Here is a 17,167-nt window from a genome sequence, read left to right as displayed (position 1 = left end):
CAATTCTGATGAATTGCATGGGGATCAACGCTGGGGGCTGTGCTATCATACCGCCTCTTCCGCGCCCGTGCTGGGTAAATAAGCTAATTTAGGTAAGATAAATGAACGTAGTTCAAGGTAATATCGAGTCGAAAAACGCCAAAATCGCTATCGTAGTTTCACGCTTCAATAGCTTTGTTGTTGAAAGCCTGCTTGAAGGTGCGGTTGATACACTTAAACGTTTCGGTCAAGTCTCTGATGATAATATCACAGTAGTACGTGTTCCCGGAGCGGTTGAGTTACCACTTGCGGCGCGTCGTGTAGCTGCCAGCGGTAAATTTGATGGGATCATTGCACTCGGTGCAGTTATCCGTGGCGGTACGCCACATTTTGATTTTGTTGCAGGTGAATGTAACAAAGGTTTAGCTCAAATCGCACTTGAGTTTGATCTTCCTGTTTCATTCGGTGTGTTGACTACCGATACCATAGAGCAGGCAATTGAGCGCTCTGGTACTAAAGCGGGTAATAAGGGCGGCGAAGCTGCACTTGGCCTGCTTGAAATGGTTAATGTACTGCAAGAACTAGAACAGCAGTTGCAAGATTAGGAATAAAAATGAAGCCTTCTGAGCGCCGTAAGGCCCGTCGTTTAGCCGTTCAAGCTATTTACTCTTGGCAGTTAAGCGGAAATAATGTTGCCGATGTGGAACATGAGTTTCTCACTGAGCAAAAAGTTGATGGTGTTGATGTTGCTTACTTTCGTGAGCTGCTAACAGGTACCACAACTAAACAGTCTCAGTTAGACGAGCTTATCACTCCTCATGTGGAGCGCCCATTTGATGAGGTGTCTCCTATTGAGAAAGCCGTATTGAGACTCGCTACTTATGAACTCACATTTCGCAAGGATGTGCCTTATAAGGTTGCGATCAACGAGGCTATTGAACTGGCAAAGGCTTTTGGTGCAGAAGATGGCCATAAGTTTGTAAACGGTATTCTCGACAAGATTGTCGGTCGTAAGTAATACAAGATAACGGCATCTCAGGATGCCGTTTTTTTTGTTCATTCTATTTTTCGTTTGTAATGATCTTGTCGACTCTCTTTAACTCACCTCAAATATCTAACGGGTTCCTATTACCGTGAAAGAATTCCAATTAATAGAAAACTTCTTTACCAATCGTTCTCTCTCGCGCCGTGATGTAGAGCTAAGCATAGGTGATGATTGCGCGCTGGTTCAGCCTGCATTGAATAAATCGATCGCGATATCTTGTGATACCTTGGTTGAGAATGTCCACTTTTATCCCGATATTCCACCTCAGGCTCTGGGATACAAATCACTGGCAGTCAACCTTTCCGACCTAGCCTCCATGGGGGCAGAACCTGCCTGGATGACATTGGCATTAACGCTCCCCGATGTGAATGAACAGTGGTTGACGGAGTTTAGCTCAGGCTTGTTCGATGCCGCCGAGTATTATGGTGTGGCATTAATTGGTGGCGATACGACTCGCGGACCTCGCTCAATTACTATCACGATAAATGGTCAGGTACCTACGGGAAAAGCGTTAAAGCGTAGTGGTGCCAAAAATGGTGATTGGATCTACGTTACTGGTACCATTGGCGATTCAGCCCTAGGACTCGATGTGATCCGTGGTAAACGACAAGTCGATCCAGAGCACCATGAATACCTGATTAACCGGCATTATTACCCCACACCTCGTGTGTTGGCGGGTCAGTCATTAAGAGGGCTAGCATCCAGTGCCATCGATCTTTCCGATGGTTTGGCATCTGACATTAAACATATGCTTAAATGCTCTCAAGTTGGCGCCGTGATTGATGTTAACCGCTTGCCTATATCGAGTGCGGTGACTGAGTCTGTGTCGATGGATGAAGCATTAAACTACGCTTTAATGGGCGGAGAAGATTACGAGTTACTGTTTAGTGTTCCGGAAGCGCAGAAGGGAGCGCTCGAGACGGCCTTGGCCAATGCCGGAGTTCAGTTTACTCAAATAGGGCAGATCACTACGGGTGATTGCGTAAAGTTAATTCGCGATGGAGAGCGTTTTATACCGAATAACCTAGGTTTCGAGCATTTTTCCTGATGAATATATTCTCCAAAGATGAAGCATTGACTCGCCTTTCACTGGCTAATCCCGTTCACTTTTTAGCTTTAGGTTTTGGATCCGGCCTGGCGGCTAAGGCACCAGGTACTTTTGGCACCTTAGCTGCGATTCCCTTATACCTACTCATGGCTCCCCTGAGTTTGCCTTGGTATCTGGCACTCACCCTCTTGAGTGTGATTGCCGGTTTTTATATCTGTGACAAGGCCGCCAAAGATATGGGCGTACATGACCACGGCGCCATTGTCTGGGATGAAGTTGCCGGTCTGCTGATCACTATGATTGCGGCGCCAGCCGGTTGGATTTGGTTACTTGTTGGATTCGGCCTGTTTCGTTTCTTCGATATCATAAAGCCCTGGCCCATTCGCTGGCTGGATGCCAAGGTGAAAGGTGGCTTTGGTATCATGATAGATGATGTGCTTGCGGGTATTTTTGCCTTAGCTTGCCTGCAGGCTTTGGCCTACTATTTGGCTTAGACTCTTTTATGCTTTCGATACTGTGGCACTCGACGTGAGTGCCACAACTGCTTTTGATACCTGAAGAGCCGTATAGATCTCAGGAGTGTAAAAGTTCTTTTGCATTGGCCAGTGTATTACTGGTGATAACATCGCCACCCAGTAACCTAGCCAACTCCTCTATGCGCTGTGTCTTATCCAATGGCACCATAGAGGTTTCTGTTTTCCCGGCTCTACTCTGTTTATTGACAAACATATGTTGATGGCCCTTACCTGCAACCTGCGGAAGGTGAGTCACACACAGTACTTGAGTCGATTCTCCTAAACTACGAAGCATTTTACCTACGACTGCTGCGGTCGGGCCCGATATCCCCACATCGACTTCGTCGAATATCAGGGTAGGTGTAGAGACTTTCTTGGCAGTGATCACCTGAATACCCAGACCTATGCGTGATAGTTCGCCCCCCGAAGCGACTTTAGATATTGGTTGTAATGGTTGCCCTGGGTTGGTGGTAACCAAAAACTCAATGCTGTCACAACCGTTAGGGGAGATATGGGACTCATTGAAGTTGACTGAGATGCAGAACTTTCCTTTCGGCATACTCAATTCGTGTATAGATTGAGTGACTTTCTTATCAAGTTCCTTGGCATAACGGACTCGGCTCAGGCTAAGTTTTTTCGCATGAGTGATGAAACTGGCTCGACTCGCATCTACCTGCTCTTGAAGCGAAGTGAGTGCTTCCTCGTCAGAATCGAGTGATGTAAGCTCGCCGACCAGAGCCTGGTGGTGTGTGTAGAGTTCATTAGGGGTCACTTGGTGTTTACGAGACAAGAGCATGACTTTAGAGAGCCGTTGTTCGAGAAAGGAAAAGTGCTCCGGGTCGAGCTCCAGCCCATCAAGGTAACGTTCCAGTTCGCTACTGCTTTCCTGCACTTGGATCAAAGCCTCGTTCAGCATGTTAACCACACTATTTAGTTGTGGATCATAGGTTTCTAACTCTTGAGCCTGACCTATTCCTGCGTTAATGAGTGACTCTACACTGCCTTGATCATTATCCTGCAGGATAAACAACTCATTACGGCATGCTTCAACCAGCGCTGTACCGTTTGCCAGTCTCTTATGCTCTGCTTCTATCTGTTCAAATTCGCCATCCAATAGGGCAAATTCGTTCAGCTCTTCAACTTGATATTGAAGCAGTTGTTTCCTGGCTATGCGTTCATGCTGTGATTGCTGAAGTGCTTTAAGTTCTTTTTCGATAAGCTTACACCGTTGGAAACTGTTCGATACAGACTCCAGTAATAGCCTATGGTTGGCGTAGCTGTCGAGTAGGGTCAGTTGGTGTTCACTCTTTAACATCGCATGGTGAGCGTGCTGTCCGTGGATCCCGATTAACAGCTGTCCAAGATTTTTAATTTGGGCTAATGGCACTGGATTACCATTTATGTAAGCTCTGGAGCGGCCGTCACTGCCTATAGTGCGCCTTAGGATACACTCATCATCCAATTCAAGGTCATTATCTTCAAGCCACCGTTTTGCCAGTGGCACATCACATAAAGAAAATCTGGCACTAAACTCAGCTTTGGTCGCCCCAGGCCTGAGCGTATTGGCATCGGCTCGGTTACCCAGGCAGAGTCCTAAAGCATCAATGGCTATCGACTTACCCGCACCCGTTTCGCCAGTGATACTCGTCATTCCGGGTTTGAAGTCAAGCTCCAGAAAGCGGACGATGGCAAAGTTATTGATACTGAGTTGGCAAAGCATAGCGACATCCTTTTTAAATGTACTGTGTTTTTAAACAGTATATACTGATTTTATATACAGTAAAGCTTTGTGTGAATATTGCCCACTAAACTCGTCAGTGAGTGTTAAGCAAAGTATCAACGATCGGTAGAGTTAAAATACTCAATAAGGTGCCCAACATAATCGCCAGAGCACTGATCTGTGCCTTGACCTGATACCTTTGGGCCAGCAGGTAGACACTGGCCGCAGTGGGGAGTGAAGCTAAAATAACGCCCATGCTCAGATAATCTCCTTCGATGGAGAAGGCTGACAATAAAATATAGGCGAGCAAGGGCTGAATGATCAGCTTACAGAGGTTAATCCAGCTTAATTCTATAAGTTGGTTTATCTTGTTGGTGTGCCCGTGCTGATTGGTGCCGCGAGCCTTTGACAGAACCATGCCTATAGCAAAAAGTGCACAGGGGCTGGAGCTCATTCCAATCTGCTTTATCATCATAGATAAGGCATCAAACATCTGTATCTGTAACGCTGAAAGAATAACGCCTATGCTACTGCCTATGACGATAGGGTTCTGCTGCAGCGACTGGGTAATGGTCAATAGCGCAGATTGTTGTTTCTCGCCCTGATATAGCTCCAGGGTTACCAGTACAATTGCAAATACCACAACCGAGAGTAAACTTGCGATTGCTGCCGCCGCGAACGCACTTTGTTGCCCTGGAAACATCATTAAAAGCAATGGAATGCCAATAAATGCGGTATTGCCGAAGGTGGTGTTTAATGCTCGTACTGCCGCGATATCTGAACGGTTTTTATTGATGAGCAGGGAGGTAACGGCAACCAATAAATAGGTTAGCAGCATGGCTAAACTGTAACCGGCAATAAATCCCCATTGAAGGATCTCCTCTATGGGAGTCTGCGCCAATGCGAACAGCATGATTGCCGGGAAGGCGATGTAGTAAACATATTGGTTTAGCACCTGATCGGTATCGCTCGGCAATACTCTGAGCTTTTGGGTTAGTGAACCTAACAACATGATCCCAAGTACTGAAAATAGCGGGGTTAAGATAGGTGACATCAATACCATCCCTGAAACGATTAAGTGTTACAAATACCATAAAACATGAGGAGCTTGGTATTCCCCTAAGGTCTTAATACACAGATATTTTGTGTTTAATTTTTTATCTTAATGGGGAAAAGGGTTAGTTTGTGAGGTGGCACTTGAAGAAGAGTCGAATGAAGATTAATTCGACTTTCTTCTTTTGGTTGATACGGGCTTGCCCACTTTTTTGGCGCTATCATTTTTAGCTGATTTTGCGGCTAGCAAACTAACTCTTAGGGGAGGAAGAACGCCAAGCTCTTGATAGAAACTGACTTGTCTTCTTAATTCAAACAGAGAGCCTATACGGCTCTGTGTTCCAATGATGAGTTTCCAGGTGTCGGTCAATCCCTCAGAGTTGGTCAGGACATGACCTTCATAAATCAATTTACGCATGACTTTAATAGAGAGAGTTAAACTTCCGCTGTCGCTATGCCGATATTCGACACGCCTGCCTCAATGATCTCCTTACGTAATGCCTTGATAAACCCTGCATCCAATTTAGGGTTGTCTTCGATAAGTTGCAGTAGAGAATCTTGCAAAGTCTTCTCTTCAACCATGACTTCATGATTAAAAATGTAGTCATCGAAAGCTTCTTCATCCATCTCAACATCAGAAATTGCTTCAATATAGTTTGCGACTGTGCTCGACGAAAGCTTACTGATATTGACGATATCCTCTTCTACCTTCCCCTGAATGGCGCTGAGAAGTGAGATGAGCGCAGTGGATGCATCCATAGCCGGATAGACGCCGTAGACATCAAAGTCGGCAGCATCTGGCGTGTTAAGTTCTAACCTTTCCAGGTAGATATCAATATTAAGTTTCAGTTTTTGATCGTAGCAAGATTGCCATAGCAAGTTTAAGACAGTGTCTAAAACCTGAGGATCGCCAAATTCACAAACTTGAGAAAACAGCTGATAATTAGGAAGCATGCGTTGGCATAAGGCAATAGCAAATACTTTCTTCTGTTGGAAATCTAATGCTTTTACGCGCTTAAAGAAGCCTGGTTTGATTGTCATCGATTATGTCCGTTGATAACTGGGATATTACTTGATTTGCAGCCGATTCTACCTTAGTTAGCTCATCAAGTAACTCAAGTATTTCAGGTTCGACATCGGCAATACTCGAGCCTCGCTTTAATGTTGACTCAACTTCCTGACATAGCTTTTGTGTGGTTGGGATACCGCAATAGCAACTAGCTCCATGCAATTTATGGACGGTAGTCAGCATCTGCTTATCATCGAGCCGCTCAAGCGCACCCTCTATCTGTTGAGTCGTTTCCGGAAGAGAGTCTAGCAGCATTTTCAGCATGTCGAGCGCTAAGTCTTGCTTATTATTAGCCTGGGTTAAGCATAGCTCCCAGTTTAGTGTAAATTGATCGAAGTGAGTGAACTTAGGCCTGGTCTTCCAGCGACTGATGACGCTTTTTAATGCCGCTTCATCGATAGGTTTTGGCAAATATCCGTCCATTCCACTTTGTTGAATTCGCTCACGCTCCTCGGCAATGGCATGGGCCGTGACAGCAATAATTGGCGTATTTCGGTTTAACGAATCCTGACGGATAAGCTTAGTGGCACTGATACCGTCGGTGCCCGGCATTTGAATATCCATAAATATCAGGTCGAAGCTACGCTCCTGCGCGATACTCACTGCACCTTGGCCACTATCAATCACGGTAACCTGATTGACGAGCTCTTTGAGCAAGGTGTCGATAAGTTTTAAATTTGCAGGGTTATCATCGACAGCTAAGACCCGTAAAGGTTGCCTTTCAATGGGCTCCGGTATGCCTAAGTCTTCCAATAAAGAAACACTGTCAGAATCGGGTTGAGGATCGATAAGGATTTGGGCCAATGCTTTTTCGCCTATTGGCGCCGGGATCACCTTATCGACAAATGGCAATAAATTATGAGTGATGGCTTCATTACTGCTGCATAGTAAGACCAGATATTGGCACTGTGCTTTTATCTCTTGCAGTCGAGACGATATATTTCCGTTTGCATCTAACCCCTTACAGCCGATTAATGCGTAATCAAAAGATTCTTTTTGGTTAAGGACGCTGCCTAACTGCTCGAAAGAGTGGGCGTTAGTCACCTTCATTCCCCAGTGATTAACGAGCCTGTTGAGTGTGTTATTCGATAACTTTCTGGGCTCTAATAAGAGTACACTCTTGCCCTGCAATTTATCTAAGGGCAATATTTGTCCCATAGGGTATTGGCTGGTCTGCAATGGAAGGGTGAACCAAAATGTTGATCCTTTGTCGAGTTTAGAGATACAACCTATCTGCCCGCCCATTCTATTGACCAGGCGCTTAGTAATGATTAATCCTAGCCCCGTGCCACCAAAACGACGGGAGATAGAGGAGTCTGCCTGTCCAAACGCCTGAAACAACATCTCTTGCTGGCTTTCATCAATACCAATTCCGGTGTCAGTGACTTCACAGCGTAAATGAACCTGTTCATTATTGAATTCGGTTAATTGCAGCTTGAGGTGAACACTACCTTGATCGGTAAACTTGATGGCATTTCCCACCAAGTTGGTCATTATCTGGCTTATTCGCATTGCATCGCCGGACAGGTCTTCGGGGACGTCTGATTCAATATCGATTACAAGCTCGATATCTTTTTCCCGTGCGCTGTTTGACAGTAGTGTGATGGTATCATCGAGCACTTCCCTAAGTGCAAATGGCATGTTTTCCAACACCATCTTGCCAGCTTCGAGTTTCGAGAAGTCGAGAATATCGTTGATGATGCCCAGAAGGTTAGTTGCACTTTTTTCTATAGTATTGATGTAGTCCTGTTGGCTGGAGTGTAACGGGGTTTTTAACAGCTGTTTAGCAAAGCCGATAACGCCATTGAGCGGAGTCCTGAGTTCATGGGACATGTTCGCCAAAAATTCTGATTTGATTCTGCTGGCCTCCAGGGCTCGCTTTTTCGCCAGATCGAGTTCGACGTTTTGGATCTCAATCTGTTCCAGAGTTTCCCGTAGATCGGAAGTTGCCTGATCAATATTTTGTTGCATTTCGTCGTGGTAGTCGGACAGAGAGCCGGCCATGGCATTGATACCACGTTTTAGAAGATCAAGCTCTCCGATTAGATTGCCATCGACACGGGTATCCAGTTTACCTTCACGAATCTTAGCGACGACACGCACCATTTCGGTGATCGGCTGGGTGACGTTTTTGACAAGCCTGAAGGTAAATAGCAGGTTCAGCTGAACGCCGATTAATACTATGATAAATGCGGCAACTGCGGCTCTGTGCTGTTCCAATAGCGCATTTTCTTTATTAATAAGAACCGCGATATATCCAAGCTTAGTCGCAATGATCTGTTCGGCATCCTGTTCTTCGAAGGAGTTAACTTTGAGTTCATGTTCAGATGAGAAAATCGGACTGCGTAAAATGAGGCTATCACCCACTTGTTCGAGTTCGGTGCGCATTAAGCTACTTAAGGGCTGGTCATAGCGCATGAGCTCGTGATCTTTATAGTGGTGAGAGGTGACTATGACTCGGTTGTTGGTATCGAAAATGGCAATAAATTGGACCAATGACGATTTATTCAGTTGGGCTGCGGTGATCAGTTTCTTAGTGGTTTCAAAATCTTTCTTTTCGAGCCCTATCTCGGCGGCTATCGCCAAGGGCTCAATAATATTGCCGCCTTGCTCTATGAGTGTTTCTTCGAGTTCATAGAAACGATTTATGGTAAAATAACTGCCCAGTAATATCCCGACCAGAATTGTCGGAGCTAACGCCAGTACCAGAACCCAGGAACGGAGACTGTATTTGGTCATGTTATTGGCATTATTCATTAGGTTAGCTGATTTACCAGTTTCTTGACAAACGTTACACTAGACTGCCAGAAGAGAGGCAGTCTTGGCCAGTATTATTATTGATTTAGAGGCCTAAATGGCACAGTTTTTTAAAGCGAAACCAAACAGTTCTAAGCAACTATCGGCAAAAGTCACCTTGGAAGTGACTCAATTGGATCACTTGGGTGCCGGAATAGCGCAGCACCAAGGGAAAGTTGTATTTATTCCCGGTGCGCTTCCCAGCGAAAAGGTGACCGTACAGCTCACCGAACAAAAAAAGCGTCATGCCCGCGCTAAGCTGCTTAAGATAGAGTCTGATTCAGTCGACAGAGTCGAACCAAAGTGCCCTCATTACCAACAATGTGGCGGTTGCGATCTTCAACATCTTTCAATAGATAAACAACGTAGCTATAAACAGTCTGCATTGGTCGATCTTATGGCTAAGTTGAGTCATACCGAGGCCGAGTCTCTAGCACCGGCGTTAATCGGTCAGGAGTGGGATTATCGCAGGCGTGCTCGACTAGCGACTTACTACAACAAAGAGAGTAAGCAAATTACCCTGGGCTTTCGGGCCTCAGCGAGCAAACAGGTTATCAATATCGATGGGTGTCCGGTACTGGCTAAGCCATTATCAGATTTAATTGCGCCATTATCTCTGTTGCTTAATCAACTTTCGGGTAAGAAGGCCTTAGGCCATCTTGAGTTAATTGATGCCGACAATGGCTATTTTGCCGTATTAAGGATGACTAAGGCTCTCTCTGATAAAGATGCAAAAAAACTCACCGCCTTCGCGAGTGAGAAAAACATCAGTCTGATAGTTCAGGGAAATGAAGGTGAATTAACTATCCTGGGTGAGCGTGATGCCTTGCCATATTATGCATTGGACGATGTGAAGCTAAACTTTACTCCCGGCAATTTTGTTCAGGTTAACGCTGCAATCAATGAATCTATGGTGAAACAGGCCGTCGATTGGCTGTCGGTAAAGCCAAATGAACGGGTGTTAGACCTGTTTTGTGGTGTAGGTAACTTTAGCCTGCCGTTGGCAAAGTCCGGCGCCGAAGTCATTGCTGTCGAAGGTGTTCCCGAAATGGTCAAACAGGCCAGAGAGAATGCTTCTGACTGCGGGCTCGATAATGTGTCATTTTTTCATACCGATCTCAGTGCCGACCTCTCTAAAGAGGCGTGGCTGGGAAAGGTCGATAAACTATTATTAGATCCGGCCAGAGCGGGGGCATTTGAGAGCCTGCAATGGTTGAAAAAGATGAAACCTAAAGCGATAGTTTATGTGTCATGCGATCCTTCGAGCTTAGCCCGGGACAGTGAGCCACTGTTAAAGCATGGCTATAAGCTTAAAAAGTTAGGCTTAATCGATATGTTCCCGCAAACGCATCATATCGAAGCCATGGCGCTGTTTGAATTGGATTAATTTACCGTTAATTATCATATTTGTCAGTGTTTGTTAATTGACAAACACTGCACAATGCTGAAGATAGGGTGATGACTTTCATGGGTCACTTATACCCATTTAGATTATAAATTAAGGACGTTATTGAGATGGTATCAGTTCGAGAAGCACATTTTAGTGATCCGGATTTTCAGCTGGAGGAGTGGGTCAATCGCTATATTAGTGATACGGATGAAGCCCAGACTTTACTTGAACTGATCAGCCGTATAGATACGATGGTGGCCGAGGGTAAAGAGGATAATGATCTTCTTAACCAACGTGCAAGAGAGATGATTGAGATCCTGGCACCGCTCAATATGGATATTGAGACGCTCCAGGCTTCGGTACTGTTTGTTGTTTTCGATGCGGGGATCTTGTCTAAAGATAAGTTAGAGGAGACCTTTGGGATCGGGTTGGCTAGATTGGTGAGTAGTGTTGAAACCATGAATGCCATTGGTGCACTTAAGGTCGATGATCAATCCCGGGCCGGAGAGCCCCAGATAGATAATATTCGCCGCATGCTACTGGCCATGGTTGAAGATGTGCGCGCAGTCGTGATTAAGCTGGCCGAACGGATCTGCCTGCTGCGGGAAGTGAAAAATGCCGACGAAGAGACCCGGGTGCTATTGGCCCGTGAAATTGCCGACATCTACGCGCCATTAGCGAACAGACTCGGTATTGGGCAGCTTAAGTGGGAACTTGAAGATATCTCATTTCGCTACCTCCACCCCGAAACCTATAAAGAGATAGCCAAGCAACTCGATGGAAAACGACTCGATCGTGAAACCTTTATCGATGACTTTGTCGCTCAACTCCAGGCCAGATTAGATAAAGACCAGATCCGAGCGAAAGTCTACGGCCGACCTAAGCATATTTACAGCATCTGGAAAAAAATGAAGGGCAAAGACCTCACATTCGATGAGCTCTTCGATGTGCGTGCCGTTCGAATCGTCACCGACAGGCTTCAGGACTGTTACGGTGCTCTCGGTGTTGTTCATACGCTTTGGCACCATATCCCAAAGGAGTTCGATGACTATGTGGCGAACCCTAAGCCTAACGGATATCAATCGATTCATACGATAGTTGTCGGGCCGGAGGGGAAAACGGTCGAGATTCAGATCCGTACCGAACAGATGCATGAGGATGCAGAGCTCGGTGTTGCCGCTCACTGGAAATATAAAGAGGGCGCGAGTGGCGGCAAGCAGAGTGGTTATGAGGAGAAAATTAACTGGCTGCGTAAAATTCTTCAATGGCAAGAGGATGTCGCCGAAAGTGGCAACTTGGTCGAAGAGGTGCGCAGTCAGGTATTCGAAGACCGGGTCTACGTATTTACCCCTAACGGAGAAGTTGTCGACCTGCCTCTGGGCTCAACCGTGCTGGATTTTGCTTACTATATTCACTCACACGTTGGTCATAAGTGTATCGGCGCTAAGGTCGATGGCAGAATTGTGCCGTTTACCTATCAGGTTGAAACGGGTGAGCGGATTGAGATCATTACCTCCAAGCACCCAAATCCAAAACGAGACTGGCTAAACCCTAACTTAGGTTACATTCGCACCTCCCGTGCTCGTTCGAAAATCCAGCACTGGTTTAAGCAGCAAGACAGAGATAAAAACATAGTTGCCGGTAAAGAGATGCTCGAAGCGGAGCTTTCTCGTTCAGGTCTTAAGATCAAAGATGCCCAAAGTGCCGTCGAGCGCTTTAACATGGTGAGCATGGATGATCTTCTGGCCGGAATCGGTGGTGGTGATGTCCGCCTTAATCAGGTGGTCAACCATGTTCAAAGCCAGATGCGGATCAACGATCTGACCGAAGAGGAAGCGGTCGAAGATCTGGTTAAGAAGAGCCAGAGCAAGTCTACCCGCAAGGGCAAAGGTCAGGTTGAAGTCAATGGTGTTGGCAACTTAATGAGTCATATTGCCCGCTGTTGCCAACCTGTACCGGGAGATGAGATTTTCGGATTTATCACCAAAGGGCGTGGTATTTCAGTTCATAGAGCCGATTGTGAACAGGTAAAAGAGTTGATGCGTGCTCATCCGGAACGCGCTGTTGATGTTGTCTGGGGGGAGAACTACTCCGGGGGATACAAGATCCGTATGCGAATTATTGCCAATGATCGCTCGGGATTACTACGTGACTTAACATCTGTGCTTGCGGCCGAGAAAACCCATGTTATGGCGATGAGCTCCTCATCAGATGTTAAAACTCAAACCGCCGCGATTGAGCTTGAACTCGAACTCTACAATTTAGACGGCTTATCGAGAGTGATCGCTAAGCTGACGCAGATTGACGGTGTGAGTGAAGCCAGAAGGTTATAAGGCTGGCATGACTGGCTTTAGAAAAAGATAATGACGGCTTAGGTCGTCATTTTCATTTTAATTTCATTTTCGTTTTAAATTTAATTTTTCAAAATTCATTCAAGGATCTTCGATGCATCATAATGCCGATATGCAGCCTCTTCTCGATATCATGGCTAAACTCAGAGACCCGATTAATGGTTGTCCCTGGGACAGGGCGCAGACGTTCGAAACGATAGTGCCTTTTACGTTGGAAGAAGCTTACGAAGTTGCCGATACCATAGAGCGAATGGCACTGGACGAACTCCCCGATGAGTTAGGTGATCTGCTTTTTCAGGTGGTGTTTTATTGTCAACTGGGAAAAGAGCAAGGGCTATTTGATTTTGGTGATGTGATAGAGAAAATCTGTACTAAACTCACTTCAAGGCATCCACATGTTTTTGGCGAACTGGAAGGGGCAAGCACAGAGCAGGTGAAAGAGAGCTGGGAGAAGATAAAGGCTAATGAACGTAGTGAAAAAGAGCTACATTCAGTATTAGATAATATACCTCTTGGCTTGCCTGCATTGACTCGCTCGGTGAAGATTCAAAAACGGGTTGCGCGCGTTGGCTTCGATTGGGCAGAGCTTGCGCCTGTGGTCGATAAAATTCATGAGGAGATCGCCGAGGTCTTGCATGAAGTTGAACAAGAGGAAGTGATCCCATCTAAGGTACAAGATGAGATGGGAGACCTCTTATTTGCAGTCGTTAATTTATCGCGGCATTTGGGTGTCGAACCGGAACAAGCCCTCAGGCAGGCCAACACTAAGTTTGAACGACGCTTTCGAGGTGTTGAAACTTTAGCTGGTCAGAGCGGCAAGTCGATGCAGGAGCACTCGTTAGAGGAGCTGGAGTGTTATTGGGGTGAAATAAAATTACAGGAATAGCCATTTAGATCAAATTTATTGTTTAACTTGTTTGTCGAATCGCTAGGGCTTTGGTATAATTACGCCCCGTCCTAGTGCTTTCATACAAGCACATATTTCCAACTCACTTTCTCAGGTTCATAATGACAACAAGGTATATCTTCGTTACTGGTGGCGTGGTTTCATCACTAGGTAAAGGCATTGCAGCAGCATCTTTGGCAGCAATTTTAGAGGCCCGTGGCCTTAATGTAACCATGATGAAGCTGGATCCTTATATCAATTTGGACCCGGGTACTATGAGCCCGACGCAACATGGTGAAGTGTTTGTTACTGAGGATGGCGCTGAAACTGATCTTGATTTAGGTCACTATGAGCGCTTCATTCGTACCAAGATGAACCGTCGTAATAACTTCACTACCGGTCGTATCTACGAAGAAGTACTTCGTAAAGAGCGTCGTGGTGATTATTTAGGCGCCACCATTCAGGTGATTCCTCATATTACCAATGCGATCAAAGAGAAAGTGCTTGCGGGCGGCGAAGGGCATGATGTTGCTATCGTCGAGATTGGCGGAACTGTTGGTGATATCGAATCCCTACCATTTTTAGAGGCTATTCGTCAGTTAAGTGTCGAATTAGGACGTGAACGTTCACTCTTTATGCATTTGACTCTGGTGCCATTCCTTGGCGCTGCCGGTGAAGTGAAGACAAAACCGACACAACATTCAGTTAAAGAGCTTCGCTCTATCGGTATCGCACCGGATATCCTGATCTGTCGTGGCGATCGTGCGATTCCAGCGAATGAAAAAGCAAAAGTATCGCTATTCTGTAACGTTGAAGAGCGTGCCGTTATCTCTCTTAAAGACGTTGATAGCATCTATAAGATCCCTGCACTGTTACGTGCTCAGGGCCTCGATGATATCGTGACTAAGCGCTTTGGTATTGAGTGTAAAGAAGCCGATCTTCAAGAGTGGGAAAACGTGATCTACCAGGAAGCTAACCCAACGGGTGAAGTGACTATTGGTATGGTCGGTAAGTACATTGAACTCCCCGATGCATATAAGTCTGTGAATGAAGCGTTGAAACACGCAGGTCTCTTTAACCGCGTTTCAGTGAACATCAAGTATATCGATTCACAAACGGTTGAAGCTAAAGGCGATGAAGTACTTCAAGGCTTAGACGGTATCTTAGTTCCGGGTGGTTTCGGAGAGCGTGGCGTAGAAGGTAAGATCCTTGCGGCTAAATATGCTCGTGAAAATAACCTACCTTATTTTGGTATCTGTTTAGGTATGCAAGTTGCCTTAATTGAATTTGCACGCCACGTTGCAGGTCTCGAAGGTGCTCATTCAACAGAATTTAACAAAGAAACACCGCATCCTGTTGTTGGTTTGATCACCGAGTGGATCAATGAAGAGGGTAATGTCGAGCAGCGCCATGAAGCGTCAGATCTTGGCGGTACTATGCGTTTAGGCGCACAACTTTGTCATCTTGAAGAGGGCTCTAAAGCGGCGATTGCTTATGAAGGCAATACTTGTGTAGAGCGTCACCGTCATCGTTATGAAGTTAACAACAACTATAAAGATCGTCTTGAAAAAGCAGGCTTAGTATTTAGTGGTCTTTCTTCCGACCGCCAGCTAGTTGAGATGATTGAACTGCCAAACCACCCATGGTTTGTGGCAGGTCAATTCCACCCTGAATTTACATCAACACCTCGTGATGGTCAGCCATTATTCGTAGGCTTTGTTGCTGCAGCCACCGCGTATCAGAAACGCGATTTAGGCTAAACCAATTTGAAGGCCGCTTCCGTTGACCGGAAGCGGCCTTTTTGTTTTTTGGTAATGTAAATTTTGGTGACCAGATTTTATTTTAACTTTTAATTTTTAAACTTAAATCGAGGTAATTATGTCTAAAATCATTAATGTCATTGGTCGCGAGATCATGGATTCACGTGGCAACCCAACAGTAGAAGCTGAAGTTCATCTTGAAGGTGGATTTAACGGTATGGCTGCAGCGCCATCGGGCGCTTCTACGGGTAGCCGTGAAGCATTAGAGTTACGCGATGGCGATAAAACTCGCTACATGGGCAAAGGTGTATTAAAAGCAGTTGCTAACATCAATGGTCCTATCCGTGATGCTTTAATGGGCAAAGATGCAACTTCTCAAGCCGAACTCGATCAGATCATGATCGATCTTGACGGCACTGAGAACAAAGACAAGTTAGGCGCTAATGCTGTTTTGGCAGTATCACTTGCTGCGGCTAAAGCTGCTGCATCATTTAAAGGTCTGCCTTTATATGCGCATATCGCAGAGCTAAACGGTACTGCTGGCCAGTACTCTATGCCTGTACCTATGATGAACATCTTAAACGGTGGTGAGCACGCTGATAACAACGTGGATATCCAAGAGTTTATGGTTCAGCCTGTTGGCGCTAAAACATTCCGTGAAGCACTACAAGTAGGCGCCGAGATCTTCCATAACTTGAAGAAAGTACTTCAGGAAAAAGGCCTGAGCACTTCTGTTGGTGACGAAGGTGGTTTCGCTCCTAACTTAGCTTCAAATGCCGATGCACTGGCAATGATTAAAGTTGCTGTTGAAAAAGCAGGCTATAAGCTAGGCGAAGATGTAACTCTAGCACTTGATTGCGCTGCTTCTGAGTTCTACAAAGACGGCCAGTATGATCTTACCGGTGAAGGTAAAGTCTTTAACGCTAACGGTTTCTCAGACTTCCTTAAGTCATTGACTGAAGAGTACCCAATTGCTTCTATCGAAGATGGCCTTGACGAGTCAGATTGGGATGGTTGGGCATACCAGACTCAGATCATGGGTGACAAGATCCAGCTTGTAGGTGACGATTTGTTCGTTACTAACACTAAGATCTTAAAGCGTGGTATCGATAACAACATCGCTAACTCAATCTTGATCAAGTTCAACCAAATTGGTTCTTTGACTGAGACTTTAGCGGCTATCCGTATGGCGAAAGACGCCGGTTATACCGTTGTTATCTCTCATCGTAGTGGTGAAACTGAAGATTCAACCATTGCCGATCTTGCTGTTGCAACATCTGCTGGTCAAATTAAGACTGGTTCTCTATGTCGTAGTGACCGTGTTGCTAAGTACAACCAACTGCTTCGTATCGAAGAGCAGTTAGGTGAAAAAGCACCATACCGCGGTCGTAGCGAAATTAAAGGTAAAGCATAATTTATCGAGTAACTTTTAGCTGACAAATTATCCTTAAGTGATATTTGTGCATCAACTCTTAACCGCTGAAAATGGTTTTTAAGATGACTGAGACAGCAAAAAGCGATTAAATTACTGTGAAAATTGAAAAGGTCACCATTA

The 17,167-nt window shown here is 45.5% G+C and carries 13 protein-coding genes; 9 read left to right on the top strand and 4 right to left on the bottom strand.

Annotated elements, in window-relative coordinates:
- The first annotated feature begins 101 nt into the window (after positions 1-101).
- From ribH to EKG39_RS02515, 4 genes are all read left to right on the top strand, one after another.
- Positions 102-584 carry a 6,7-dimethyl-8-ribityllumazine synthase gene (gene ribH, locus EKG39_RS02530; RefSeq protein ID WP_126503903.1) on the top strand — a complete coding sequence of 161 codons (483 nt, stop codon included), beginning with the start codon at positions 102-104 and terminating at the stop codon, positions 582-584.
- Positions 585-592: 8 nt separating this feature from the next.
- Positions 593-997 (top strand): transcription antitermination factor NusB, encoded by a 405-nt coding sequence (gene nusB, locus EKG39_RS02525; RefSeq protein WP_126503901.1) that lies wholly within the window; start codon positions 593-595, stop codon positions 995-997.
- Between the two features lie 115 nt (positions 998-1,112).
- Complete coding sequence (gene thiL, locus EKG39_RS02520; RefSeq protein WP_126503899.1) at positions 1,113-2,072, top strand: thiamine-phosphate kinase; 960 nt, start codon at positions 1,113-1,115, stop codon at positions 2,070-2,072.
- Positions 2,072-2,566 carry a phosphatidylglycerophosphatase A family protein gene (locus tag EKG39_RS02515; protein WP_126503897.1) on the top strand — a complete coding sequence of 165 codons (495 nt, stop codon included), beginning with the start codon at positions 2,072-2,074 and terminating at the stop codon, positions 2,564-2,566. The genes thiL and EKG39_RS02515 overlap by 1 nt, the downstream gene beginning before the upstream one ends.
- A 79-nt stretch (positions 2,567-2,645) precedes the next feature.
- Here EKG39_RS02515 and recN read toward each other — a convergent pair whose 3' ends face one another.
- The 4 genes from recN to barA all read right to left on the bottom strand — a co-directional run bounded on the left by recN (position 2,646) and on the right by barA (position 9,186).
- On the bottom strand, positions 2,646-4,307 hold the full coding sequence (recN, locus tag EKG39_RS02510) for a DNA repair protein RecN (protein ID WP_126503895.1): 1,662 nt from the start codon (positions 4,305-4,307) through the stop codon (positions 2,646-2,648).
- 94 nt (positions 4,308-4,401) lie between these two features.
- The gene (locus EKG39_RS02505) at positions 4,402-5,361 is read right to left on the bottom strand and encodes an AEC family transporter (protein ID WP_185817507.1); all 960 of its coding nucleotides are present in this window, start codon (positions 5,359-5,361) and stop codon (positions 4,402-4,404) included.
- Between the two features lie 434 nt (positions 5,362-5,795).
- The gene (locus EKG39_RS02495) at positions 5,796-6,401 is read right to left on the bottom strand and encodes a YjaG family protein (protein ID WP_126503889.1); all 606 of its coding nucleotides are present in this window, start codon (positions 6,399-6,401) and stop codon (positions 5,796-5,798) included.
- The gene (gene barA, locus EKG39_RS02490) at positions 6,376-9,186 is read right to left on the bottom strand and encodes a two-component sensor histidine kinase BarA (RefSeq protein ID WP_126503887.1); all 2,811 of its coding nucleotides are present in this window, start codon (positions 9,184-9,186) and stop codon (positions 6,376-6,378) included. The genes EKG39_RS02495 and barA overlap by 26 nt, the downstream gene beginning before the upstream one ends.
- Positions 9,187-9,283: 97 nt before the next feature.
- Here barA and rlmD point away from each other — a divergent pair, with 97 nt between their 5' ends.
- The 5 genes from rlmD (at position 9,284) to eno (ending at position 17,026) form a co-directional block, all read left to right on the top strand.
- Complete coding sequence (gene rlmD / locus EKG39_RS02485) at positions 9,284-10,612, top strand: 23S rRNA (uracil(1939)-C(5))-methyltransferase RlmD (RefSeq protein WP_126503884.1); 1,329 nt, start codon at positions 9,284-9,286, stop codon at positions 10,610-10,612.
- Between the two features lie 128 nt (positions 10,613-10,740).
- Positions 10,741-12,948, top strand: a complete 2,208-nt coding sequence (gene relA, locus EKG39_RS02480; protein WP_126503882.1) for a GTP diphosphokinase — start codon at positions 10,741-10,743, stop codon at positions 12,946-12,948.
- 112 nt (positions 12,949-13,060) lie between these two features.
- Complete coding sequence (gene mazG, locus EKG39_RS02475; protein WP_126503880.1) at positions 13,061-13,852, top strand: nucleoside triphosphate pyrophosphohydrolase; 792 nt, start codon at positions 13,061-13,063, stop codon at positions 13,850-13,852.
- Between the two features lie 122 nt (positions 13,853-13,974).
- Positions 13,975-15,612, top strand: coding sequence for a CTP synthase (locus tag EKG39_RS02470; RefSeq protein ID WP_126503878.1), 1,638 nt, complete (start codon positions 13,975-13,977; stop codon positions 15,610-15,612).
- A 118-nt stretch (positions 15,613-15,730) separates the two neighbouring features.
- Positions 15,731-17,026, top strand: coding sequence for a phosphopyruvate hydratase (gene eno / locus EKG39_RS02465; RefSeq protein ID WP_126503877.1), 1,296 nt, complete (start codon positions 15,731-15,733; stop codon positions 17,024-17,026).
- Positions 17,027-17,167: the final 141 nt, after the last annotated feature.

The organism is Shewanella atlantica, assembly GCF_003966265.1.
Taxonomy (GTDB): Bacteria; Pseudomonadota; Gammaproteobacteria; order Enterobacterales; family Shewanellaceae; genus Shewanella; species Shewanella atlantica.
This window is presented reverse-complemented; position numbering and strand designations above follow the sequence as displayed.

Excerpts from the sequence above, each read along its gene's own strand:
- ribH (WP_126503903.1), top strand. The coding sequence starts at position 102 with ATGAACGTAGTTCAAGGTAATATCGAGTCGAAAAACGCCAAAATCGCT.
- nusB (WP_126503901.1), top strand. The coding sequence starts at position 593 with ATGAAGCCTTCTGAGCGCCGTAAGGCCCGTCGTTTAGCCGTTCAAGCT.
- EKG39_RS02515 (WP_126503897.1), top strand. The coding sequence starts at position 2,072 with ATGAATATATTCTCCAAAGATGAAGCATTGACTCGCCTTTCACTGGCT.
- recN (WP_126503895.1), bottom strand. The coding sequence starts at position 4,307 with ATGCTTTGCCAACTCAGTATCAATAACTTTGCCATCGTCCGCTTTCTG.
- EKG39_RS02505 (WP_185817507.1), bottom strand. The coding sequence starts at position 5,361 with ATGTCACCTATCTTAACCCCGCTATTTTCAGTACTTGGGATCATGTTG.
- EKG39_RS02495 (WP_126503889.1), bottom strand. The coding sequence starts at position 6,401 with ATGACAATCAAACCAGGCTTCTTTAAGCGCGTAAAAGCATTAGATTTC.
- barA (WP_126503887.1), bottom strand. The coding sequence starts at position 9,186 with ATGAATAATGCCAATAACATGACCAAATACAGTCTCCGTTCCTGGGTT.
- rlmD (WP_126503884.1), top strand. The coding sequence starts at position 9,284 with ATGGCACAGTTTTTTAAAGCGAAACCAAACAGTTCTAAGCAACTATCG.
- relA (WP_126503882.1), top strand. The coding sequence starts at position 10,741 with ATGGTATCAGTTCGAGAAGCACATTTTAGTGATCCGGATTTTCAGCTG.
- mazG (WP_126503880.1), top strand. The coding sequence starts at position 13,061 with ATGCATCATAATGCCGATATGCAGCCTCTTCTCGATATCATGGCTAAA.
- EKG39_RS02470 (WP_126503878.1), top strand. The coding sequence starts at position 13,975 with ATGACAACAAGGTATATCTTCGTTACTGGTGGCGTGGTTTCATCACTA.
- eno (WP_126503877.1), top strand. The coding sequence starts at position 15,731 with ATGTCTAAAATCATTAATGTCATTGGTCGCGAGATCATGGATTCACGT.